The organism is Fulvivirga marina (assembly GCF_016775155.1).
Lineage (GTDB): Bacteria > Bacteroidota > Bacteroidia > Cytophagales > Cyclobacteriaceae > Fulvivirga > Fulvivirga marina.
The window spans coordinates 350834-361313 of the sequence record NZ_JAEUGD010000023.1 but is presented as its reverse complement, the minus strand read 5'-3'; the positions used below and the strand labels follow the sequence as shown (position 1 = coordinate 361313).

Sequence of the window (10480 nt, the reverse complement as noted above, 5' to 3'; positions counted from 1 at the left end):
ACAACTAAAAAGGCTGGCGATAGAATTTTCGCCAGCCTTTCTTTTGAGAGACTTTTGAGACAGCCTCGTTTAGGGAGAGCCAAAATGAAACCCCCGGAAGGTTAAGCCTTCCGGGGGTTCATTTTTTGCATATTTGTTTTCCGATTAATCCTTGATCACCCTTGCGCTGTTGATCACTACGCCGTTGATCTCTACCTGGTACAGGTAAATACCTGTTTTCAAAGAGGCGCCATCCAGTGAAAACTCATACCAGCCCTGATCCAATTGCCCTGCTTTTTGATCCATGACCAAAACACCCTGAGCATTGATTAGTTTCAAGGATACATCTCCTGTGCGTTCAACTCTAATCCTGATATTCAAGGTAGAGTGGAAAGGGTTAGGGTAAACCATGCTCAGATTTCCACTTGTTCCATAGCTGAGCACAGCAGCGCAATCTCTTACATACTCCCAAACACCGCCGGCAGCCGGGTTGTCTCCCTGGGTCCACCACTGGTTGCGATAAACTTTGTTTTCATAAACTACTTCTGTAGTTGATGCATACGCTTTTCCGGACTGCCATTCTTCACCACAAGAATTGGTTTGTCCGTCGCAATTTTCAATAAACTCCCAAACGTCCGCTTCTCCGGGAACTTCACCTGTTGTCCACCACTGGTTGCGGTACAACTTACCGTTGTATTTTGCGATGTTGCCGGCAGCGGCGTAAACCGTGCCGGCATCCCATAGTGGGGCATCGCACCCGTTGGTATGTATTTTAATTTCAAAAGCAATATCTACAATAGTGGAGGCCGCTTCACTGTCTACAGCCTCTACTCTGAAAGCATAGGTACCCTCAACCGCAGGTGTCCATAAGAGATAATACTCGTCACCATTGTTCATAACACTTTGCGCCTGACCATTGATGCTGAATATTACGTTGGGCACGTCTATATCATCAGTTACCGTAGCACTTAGTCTGATTTCGCTTAACTCGCTTTGGGTAATGATTTCGCCATTAGTAGGGTTTGTAATCCCGACCACCGGAGGCAGGTTACCTGCTTCGTCAACAATTGTAACCTTGATGGTTTGAGACGAGGAGGCACCTTCGTTGTCCACCGCAGTAACTTTCAGTGTAAGCTCACCATAGGCAGTAGGCGTTACCTGGGCCTCATAATAGTTGCCGTTGAGTGTCCCAGCTACCTGGCTGCCATTGGCATCGAAAGTTACACTGGCAATGGTACCATCGGTATCAGAAGCAGAAGCCTGAAGTGTGATCGGGGTGAAAGTTCCCATAATAAAGGTTTCCATGTTCGCCGGAGCGACCCAGCTTACATTAGGCCTCTGGTTAACATTGGTGTGGCCTGCAGCATCATTGATGGCCTTCAGGAGGCTACCCCCTGAGTTATAGTCTACATCCTGTGTAAGCTCCCAGATGATCAGTCCCTGATGACCATAGTCACGGGAATACTCCAACTTCTTGCCAGCCAGCTTTGGGGTGTTGTAATAGATGTTTCTGCCATTACCAGCTACATTACCCTGAAGCATGCGGCTGTCATTAGGGTCATAGCTAGTAGGCGCATTAGGGTATTCAGCTACTATATCCTTGTAAGGCACATATACAAAGCCATTGCCCGCAGGCTTTTGTTGAGAGAAATCATAGCCATACAAGGGCACACCCAGCACCAGCTTACTTTTAGGTACGGAGAAGCCTCCGTCATGATTCCAGGCTGGCTCTGCCAGACCCATCCAATACTCCAGAGCATCCTGAGCGCTATAGATCGGGTTGTTAGCCGACTGCCCCGGATAAGTGTTTAAAGGCAATTTATACAAAGCCGAATGAGGGCCGGAGGGGGATTCATCCCAAGAACCGGTGAAGTCGTAGGTCATCAGCCCTAACCAGTTGAGGTGCTCAGCCAATCCGTCGTCGTAGTTGTTGCCATACCACGAGGTGCCGAATACAGCCGCGGATAAAAGTTTTGAAGGATCTTTTTGACGTAGCTTTTGAGCCAGCTTGGTCAGTCCGATGGCGGCAGGGTGTGCTCCCTGATCGCTATCTCCCCATTTGCTGCCACGTACACGACCACCCTGATCGCTGGTACCGGAAATGTTGGCATCAGCCCACCAGCATTCCATGTCCAGATCTACTCCGTCCAGACCTTTTGCGTTCATATAATTAATGATCAGATCAGCGATCTCATTAAGTTTCTGGTCATTGTTGTGGTATTTATCCATCAGCCAGATAAAGGCGAAGTCTGTAGCACCACCGAGTGCCACGGACACAGTCACACCCTTTTGATGCGCTTTTTGCAAAACGCCAAGCTCAAACAGTACCGAGTCTACTTTATACTCCTGTGTCTCATCGAATGCGATGGAAGCAAAGTCGCTGCTGTTATAATTGTTGTTATTTTGCTTAAACATCAAAAAGGAAATGTTGACATGGGTTACCACTTCAGGGTTAAACTCATTGGCAATATCATAGCCTTCCACCCAGGTAGGCAGGTAGCCGATAATACGTTGAGGGCCGCCATAATCAGGTCCCAGACCACCATCTCCACAAGGGCCAAGGTTTTGCCAGCTTCCGTCGCTGCCTGGTGTGGTGTTCGTATACCATTTCGCTTCATAGTTGAGGCCGTTATACGAGACCTTATCGCCCTGTGTATGCTGAGGGTTACCAGCATCCCACGGTGTAGCGCAGTCCGGAAACTCATACTGTGCATGAGCGTACAAGACGCTCAGCACGAGTAGAAATAAGGTTAAAACAAATTGTTTTTTCATAGGGGGTAAAATTTATTAGGTTGAAAATAAGGGCCATCCATAGACATTATTTGATCAGTTTTGCCTGGTGAAGTACTTTGCCATTGCTGGTCATGACCAGGAAGTATAAGCCAGGGTTAAGCCGTTCTGCCGGGAAGCTAAGCGCATGACCTCCAGCAGGTAGCGTGGTTTCAATAACCTGACCTGCTATTTGTCCCTGAGCATTGTAAAGCGTGACAGCAATATGTTCTTCCGATTTTAAGGTAAACCTGAAGTTGATGCGGTCGTCAAAAGGGTTAGGGTAGGCCGTTGGAGAATCAACCGCAGGAGCTGAAGTAACCGTAACCCCGGAACCAGATCCTGAGCAGGCCCTTACAAACTCCCATACACCACCGGCAGAAGGGTTGTCTCCCTGGGTCCACCATTTGTTTTTGTAAATGTTGCCATCGTAGGCCACTTCCGTTCCCTTGGTGCTGTAAATCGTATTGGCATCCCAAACCGGTGCGGAGCAATCCGCCGGATTAAACTCCTTTACAGTTACCTGAATGGTCTTAGTGGTGGAAATGCCCGCATTATCGACGGCACTGGTAGCAATACTATATGAGCCAAAGCCGGGAGGTGTCCAGCTGAAGCTATAGTTGGAGCCGGAGCTTTGAGGCTGATAAGTTTGTCCGTTGATATTTACGGTTAGGCTGTTTACGGATCCGTCCAGATCCCAGGAGGCCAATTGGATGTCTACCGGAGTAATGGTGCTCTTGATGATCTCATCACCATCTGCATGAGAAAGGAACCGGACCACTGGAGCGCAACCTGAAGCACAAGGGCTGTCGCCACTGCCATACTCTTTATCCAGCACTGGTGCTCCAGCAGCATAGTATTCCTGTACCTTCTGAATCCAGAAGGAATCGTCAGTGGGAGGGGAGCCAACGCCATCAGTCGAAGAATTGACCCCTGCCCCGAAAAGAACACTGATGACGCCGGCATCTTTTGTTTCCTGCATATGGCTGCCCCAGGTGATCTGGCTGCCATTGGAGGAGACTTTGCTATCTCCATATTTGTTTTCAGCAAAGTAGTTTCTTCTGATACTCGTACCGGGATTGAAAGTATCACCTAAAAAGAAGTCGCTGCTACTATCTTCGTAGCGTGTATCCGTATTGTTCAGGTCCGGAAATCCCTGGCCTGTATAGGCACTTACGTCCGATGTGCTGTTGATATGTCCTACGGGGAGTTGCCATAAAATGATAGGGTACCCCGAGGTGGTATGCATGTTTTCAACGAAGTACAGGTAGTTTTTCCAATGGTCATTGTTGAAAAACCAGCGAGACTTCGAAGGATCAGCATCATTGACATGTCCCATGGCATCGAGGCCATACTTGTCAATAGAAAGGAAATTGGCATCATGTGTCAACACCCCTGCTGATATGGCAAACAAAGTGGTTTGGGTACCTGCCTCTTTGATCATAGCACGACCTGCATCAAAGCCTTCGGTATCGGTACTTCGGAGTACACCCTGGCCTGTACCTGCCAGCGGGTAAGCCCATAAGTTGAGCTGCCAGCCATAAAATATATTGTGTCCCTGATCTCTTCTCGCATCTATAGTTGCGTTGATCCTTTCCACGAGGGTACGAATGTTCCCTGCACCGGGAGCAATGTTAGTGGCAGATACAGCCGTGGAGATCTCGGTTGGGTCTTGTGTGCCGCTCTGCTGCTGCATGTAACCCAGAAAATCCGGCTCTAATATGACGCCGTAAAGCTCACCTTGCATGACATTCTGCACTTCGTCCATAAATGTATTGATGTCGATGAAGTACTCGGTCATATAATTCACATCGCGCACGTGAGCCAGGTCCAGCTCGTAGCTTTCACCGTTATCCGGAATGTTGTAATACACGAAGAATGGAATTAGCCCAAGCCTCATGCTGTGTTCGGCAAATTTTCTAGGGCGGTCTGGCCCCCAGCTTCTCCAGCCACCAATAGCCCCGCCGTTGATGTAGATGTAGCGGATATCCATTTCCTTATTGGTTAGGTCAGTATCGATGTCTTCCCAAAAGCCCAGGTCGGCTGCCTTATCTTCTGACACCGATCCTACAGACAGGTATTGGGGCAGGCCTGGCAAGCTGCCATCCGTATGGTTAACCCTCAGACCCATATAGTAGGCCTGCCCGCCGGACATGATCTTCAGCCCTGTTCTGCCTGCTTTCAGGCCGTTGATCGTGACCTGGTCATTATTGACCTGAAAGGACGCCACACCACGGTTACGTGAGAGGACCGAGGTAATGGCGCCGCTAAAAGTATAAGTGACACTGGTTCCCTGATTTTGATTGATCTGCAAAGGCAGGTTGCCCAACTGCAAGGCCGTAGAGTCAGTGGGGTCTCCGCCGCCATCGTCACCACCGTCATCGCCATTACAGACGCCCTGCAACTCCCAGACGCCCCATTCTCCGGATTGTTCGGGGTTATCCCCCTGGGTCCACCAGCGGTTGCTGTACTTATTGCCATTGTATTTTACAGGAGTACCGGCAGTAGCGTATATGGTATTGGTATCCCAGGTCGCAACCTGGGCGCAGTCGACAGCCTGTGCCGTTAGTAAGTGTGCTGTAAACAGCAGCAGAATAATTAAGCCTAATCTAAAAGTAAGGGGTTTGTAGAGGTATAACATATAATTGGTTGGTTGAGGTTGTTCATAGGTTGTAGGTTCAGTTTGGAAAATAGATACCCGTTGCCGGGGAGATATCTTCCGAACCATGTTAATAGATGTAAGAGGGTGTGATGGTTACCGAGGCTACCGCCGCCTCGTAATCCCGGTAAAGACAGGTTGCAATTGCGCGTGTGAACTGAATTCCGGTGCTATCAATAGCAGCAGCGGAACACTTAAGAGTTTTAGGGGTCTGATGGTCATGGTTTGGTCGGTTATAGGTTGAACTTCTGATGCTAACCGGAGCCGGGAAAGCCTCTTTTCAAAACTTCTCCAATCCGGTAAGAGCATCAAAAACAGCGGCATATACGCCAAGGGAGGTGATTTTTCCTAATTTATTTGCTGTTTGGCAGGAAGTTGTAGCTGAATGGTAGTTGGAAACGATTGGGTCTGTGATTTTGGGGTGTTTTTAGCCTTACATTTCGGCTTCAATATACCTAAGGTTGGGTATTGATTTGGGAGTATAGAGGTGGTAGATTTAAAGGGAGTAGGTACTTTTAAAAAATGATGAACTCAGTATTATTCGGTAATGGACTTAATCGGCTTTCTGCCACGAATAAATCTTGGGATGAACTTCTGGATGAAATAAAATATCCTAATGAATTTGATAATGGCAATCTCCCAAATACGATGGTGTATGAGAGAATTCTATTTGAACGGCCTGGTTTAAGTAACATTTTAGAGGAAGAACTAAATGTTAAAGAAAAAATAGCCAAAGCCTATGAAAATATTGATGCACCATCAATCTATAGGGAACTATACTCATTAAATGCGCAGAACTATTTAACAACAAATTATGACTATGCTTTTCGAGATTCAATATTAGATGAATTCGACTATAAGGTTTTAAATAAAAGCACGGAGGAGATATACAGCATTAGAAGAAAAATAGAAATAGAAAAAAACGGGCATGAACCAACTAATATATGGCACATTCATGGAGAAATTCAACACCCAAAAACCATTATGCTTGGCTTGGATCACTATTGTGGTGAGATTGGGAAAATTGATGCTTTTATTAAAGGTCGATATAAATATTCAGTTGATGGAAAAACTAAAAAACTTAAGTCAGTTAAAGAAAAATTGATATTGAACGAATTGGATGGAGTCTCATCTCAACCAGCAAAGTAAATCATTAATAAATTTAAATAAACAATATTTATTAAGGGGTTACAAAAATTTTACTTCACGGAAATTAAAAGAGGAGATTCAAACCCATCCTTCAGAAAGTGGACGGGAATGGATAAAATAAATGATGGAGCTTTCAGGCTTCTACGCTGTAATGAAAGAAGCTGGTCTATTTCCTCTTGTGAGTACTTTCTGTCCATAAGAATATTTGATTACGCTGTGGTATTTTGGGGCTTTGGTGAGACGGTTTATTATAATTTCCTTGATTTTCCATTGATCATTAATGCTTTACATTCATTAGTGAAGAACTCATGCTGGTTTAAAAAACCGGTGTCGAGCAGGAAGTGTTTGAGTAGCTTATAAACACTTTTGATATTACCTTTCAAAGTTTCGCTACATTCTTTAATCTGAATTTCTGCGAGAACTCCAAGCAAGCCTCTTTGATAACTGTGGAGTTCAGTAATACTCTCGAGGGGTACGATGACTTTTAATTCTTTTTTATCCTGATTGTAAGTGATCATGAGAATGATTATTTAGATAATCGGAACAATAATACTGATTATTGGACTAAATTCAAATGAATAGATTGGGTTATAAGAATAAAAGTTCCAAAAATCTAAATTTATGGTCTGATATATGGAATTATGACACGACTAGGAGAATATTTCGCGAAGCGATCAATCAATAGGGCTGCGGTTTCGAGAAAAACAGGAATTAGTAAAACGAGACTGAATGAATTGTCTAATAACGAATCCACGCTTTTAAGAGCTAATGAACTTTACTTGATCGCTTTGGCCATAGAAGCAAACCCATGTGAGTTGTTGGAATTTGTTTGTGGACATCTCGAGTTGGAGAAGCCTGAGGAATAGTATTAGCGAGTCCCTTGGTGACTACATTCATCCAAGAATGAGATGTCTTAAAAGAAATTATTATCTCATATTTATGTGACCAAAAGTTACATGATATGACAAGGCTTGGAGAATATCTTACAAAAAGATCTATTAACAGAGCATCAGTTTCAAGAAAGACTGGTATTAGAACCACCAGACTTTATCAGCTTGCAAACAACCCTCAGTCCAATATAAAAGCAGATGAACTTTACCTGATAGCTTTAGCAATTGAAATAGACCCTGCTGAGTTGCTGGAATTTGTTTGTGGTCATTTAGAGTTGGGGAAGTCTGAATAAGAACTTAAATGAGTAAGTCAGATACAACACTCAGAAAAACAACAATTGCGGCAATTAAGAGGCGCTCGAAGAAGCCATTTGAATGGAATATTACCCGGTTTTACGAAACAGAAAGGCCCGAGGATATTGGCCCAATAAAAATGGAATTAGGACTTCAGGGGGATGAACTGCCGGTTGCTTCTAGCATTTCAACACATACGGACTGGACATTTGTCACGACTAGGAGAGTCATTGGTAAAACAGACAATGTAAAAAGTGCCATTAATATCAATGACGTAGAAAAATGGACTTGGGGAGACTTTAAAGGTTATGAAGACCAGCAGAAAACCATGATAACCTTAACAACTTTAGAGGGGCGCGAGCATAAGTTCGTTATTGAAACCCGCAATGCGTCAATGGTAATGATCTATGCTATTAGAACATTATTGCAATTAAGCAGGAAATAAAAATTTAAGAACATTCGCAAGCTGACGCTATAATGCCTGAATAAACCTAATCTCAACATTTCTTTATTTATATTTCATCTATTTATTAGTAACATCAATCATTATTCAAGTTTTCATAAACCTAAAACCTACTCAAAAATGAAAAAGAAAAAACTAACCCTTGAGGACCTTAAGGTCAAGAGTTTTTTAACAGAAATTAACAAATCTGCTATGGCCAACAAAGGTGGAGTTCCAGTAAATGATACTTTTCGAAGTTGTATCCAGTCTATGTGTGATAATTATTCTTGTAATACTTGCGATGATTGCGCTTCGAATGAGACCGGAGATTGCTGCAACTACTCCGACCCCGGCGGTACGTGTAATGGAGGGCCATGCTAATCTAATAAAAGTGAGTCCGGCCCTGACCTGGTTTTGAGCTAACGTGCAGGCTTAAGACTGGGAGGGCCGGATGGAGCTTTTTAAATCAATCGATTTAAAAAGGATAGATAAGAAAGGTACGCTTTTGTTCAGTGAGGTTTTGCCTTAAAATAAGGCGCAGAGTCCTCTACGAGATCTACGAGAGACTCTGCTGGGAATGGATTTTGATGATAAACTGATTTTGAAGTAGACTATTTCATCAATACTACCCAACTAATCCCCCTTTGAAGGGGTAGGGGGATGTTTTTTAGTGATACTTTTAGAAAACCATCTGGTAAAAGCCCTGCAATTTACACCTCTGCCTGCGGCATCTCGCTCAAGGGAGAAGTATATTATTACTTTCCAAAGTCAATGTATACCCAATAGTTCTATAAGTAAACACCTGATATGACTACTTTATAAATACTATCTTTGTAACATGGCGAAAATCCTGATATTCATTTTATCTATTGCTTTGGCAGCTCACTCATTTGGCCAGATTAAGCTGGATAAGTTTGAAAAATATGAATGTTTAAGTGGCTTTGATGCAGACTACAAATTCAATGAATCACGTGCTTCAAGTCATGCAGTTGGTATTACCATATTTGATAAGAAAGTTGATGGAGACAAACTTGAAATGTTTGTGGGGTTTTATGGGAATTGTGGGGATGCAGAAAATATTGATATTCGGGTTTTGGGGGATACTATTGAATTGGTTTATGGCCCCAATTTTAGAGAATATACGGAAGATGATGGCACCATATCTCACGAGATTGAGGTTTATCTTTGTGATTGTTGTTTAAATTTCAAATACTTTTTGAGTGGGCTTGATCCGAAAATCAACTATGTAATTAAGCTAACTTATAAAGTCATCAATGATTATTATGGTACTCCCATTGATGTTGTAAATAACAAAGACCGAAGTATTTATTATTCACCCCAGGATGATATTGAAGAATTATTTATAGAGAAAAGAAACAAAGCTATAGAAGACTATAAGTTGCTTTTTAAGCTCTATTCTAGGTTTAAGGTAGATCGCTCTAGCAAGAAATGGGACTTGATAACCCAAAAGATAAACAAGACTTGGAGCCGATTTTTATACACGACCAAATCATTAAAAGATCCATTTGTGTTGGAGCAACTTGGTACTAAGAGATATTCAGAGCTAATGAAGCCATTTAATGACCTGATTATGAAGCTTACCCCAAAGCTGCAACATGAATATGAAAGAATTAAAAATAATCGTATATGGCCGAATTGGATGGGTGATGAACCAATAATTAACGAACCTGAACTCACAGAAGAAGAAAGGAATGAGTTGCTATCGTCTGATGTTGTTTATATCATAACTGAGGATCCGCCTGAACTATTAATTAGTATGGATTCAATCAATCAGTTTATTGATGATAAAATACAACAAGATGGAAAATTTAAGGATACAGAAGGGAGAATATATGTTGAGTATATCATAGGAAAAGATGGCTCAGTACTTGAAAAGAATATAGTTAAAGGTATTGAGAAAGATATCGACAAGTTTGTCAGTGCCAGATTGCATGAGTTGGATTTTAGCTTCTCACCAGCAAAAATGAGAGGAATAGCAGTAAAGTCGAAAGTTATCTTTCCTGTAACCATAAAAGCACCAACCTCATCAGGGGAGAATTAGAAACCCTATCGGTACTGCCTATTAATCTACCTTTAAAGGGCCAGGGAGATGTTAAGTAAGACGACTTAATAAGTCCGTTTCCTTCAATAGAAGGGTTAGGGTGACGTATAAGATAAACCAAAACCTCAACTTAATGGTATTGAAGGGAGGGTCATCAGCTATACTTTAAAGAAACCAGTAAGCTCTTGCAATTTACACCTCTGCCTGCGGCATCTTATTCAATTCAAGCAAGGATT

General features: G+C 43.0%; 10 protein-coding genes. 6 read left to right on the top strand and 4 right to left on the bottom strand.

The genetic code is table 11. The annotated features are described in order from the left end of the window. Window positions 1–144 precede the first annotated feature (144 nt). Together JMN32_RS08535 and JMN32_RS08530 are read right to left on the bottom strand one after the other, a co-directional pair. A complete protein-coding gene (locus JMN32_RS08535; protein ID WP_202855886.1) occupies window positions 145–2751 on the bottom strand; it encodes a glycosyl hydrolase family 18 protein in 2607 nt (868 codons plus the stop codon). A gap of 46 nt (window positions 2752–2797) precedes the next feature. Then, window positions 2798–5476, bottom strand: a complete 2679-nt coding sequence (locus JMN32_RS08530; RefSeq protein WP_202855885.1) for a carbohydrate-binding protein — start codon at window positions 5474–5476, stop codon at window positions 2798–2800. A gap of 453 nt (window positions 5477–5929) precedes the next feature. Between JMN32_RS08530 and JMN32_RS08525 the strand changes: the two genes are divergently transcribed. Next, complete coding sequence (locus tag JMN32_RS08525; RefSeq protein WP_202855884.1) at window positions 5930–6556, top strand: SIR2 family protein; 627 nt, start codon at window positions 5930–5932, stop codon at window positions 6554–6556. Between the two features lie 50 nt (window positions 6557–6606). Here the strand turns inward: JMN32_RS08525 and JMN32_RS08520 are convergent, their stop codons facing one another. Continuing rightward, complete coding sequence (locus tag JMN32_RS08520) at window positions 6607–6753, bottom strand: hypothetical protein (protein WP_202855883.1); 147 nt, start codon at window positions 6751–6753, stop codon at window positions 6607–6609. A 51-nt stretch (window positions 6754–6804) separates the two neighbouring features. After that, complete coding sequence (locus JMN32_RS08515) at window positions 6805–7074, bottom strand: hypothetical protein (RefSeq protein ID WP_202855882.1); 270 nt, start codon at window positions 7072–7074, stop codon at window positions 6805–6807. A 123-nt stretch (window positions 7075–7197) separates the two neighbouring features. Here JMN32_RS08515 and JMN32_RS08510 point away from each other — a divergent pair, with 123 nt between their 5' ends. The 5 genes from JMN32_RS08510 to JMN32_RS08490 all read left to right on the top strand — a co-directional run bounded on the left by JMN32_RS08510 (window position 7198) and on the right by JMN32_RS08490 (window position 10244). Then, window positions 7198–7422: a helix-turn-helix domain-containing protein gene (locus JMN32_RS08510; protein ID WP_202855881.1), complete on the top strand. Its 225-nt coding sequence runs from the start codon at window positions 7198–7200 to the stop codon at window positions 7420–7422. Window positions 7423–7517: 95 nt separating this feature from the next. Continuing rightward, the gene (locus JMN32_RS08505) at window positions 7518–7739 is read left to right on the top strand and encodes a helix-turn-helix domain-containing protein (RefSeq protein WP_202855880.1); all 222 of its coding nucleotides are present in this window, start codon (window positions 7518–7520) and stop codon (window positions 7737–7739) included. Window positions 7740–7747: 8 nt separating this feature from the next. After that, window positions 7748–8185 (top strand): hypothetical protein, encoded by a 438-nt coding sequence (locus JMN32_RS08500; RefSeq protein ID WP_202855879.1) that lies wholly within the window; start codon window positions 7748–7750, stop codon window positions 8183–8185. Between the two features lie 138 nt (window positions 8186–8323). Next, window positions 8324–8563 (top strand): pinensin family lanthipeptide, encoded by a 240-nt coding sequence (locus JMN32_RS08495; protein WP_202855878.1) that lies wholly within the window; start codon window positions 8324–8326, stop codon window positions 8561–8563. Window positions 8564–9020: 457 nt separating this feature from the next. Then, window positions 9021–10244 carry an energy transducer TonB gene (locus JMN32_RS08490; protein WP_202855877.1) on the top strand — a complete coding sequence of 408 codons (1224 nt, stop codon included), beginning with the start codon at window positions 9021–9023 and terminating at the stop codon, window positions 10242–10244. Window positions 10245–10480 lie beyond the last annotated feature (236 nt).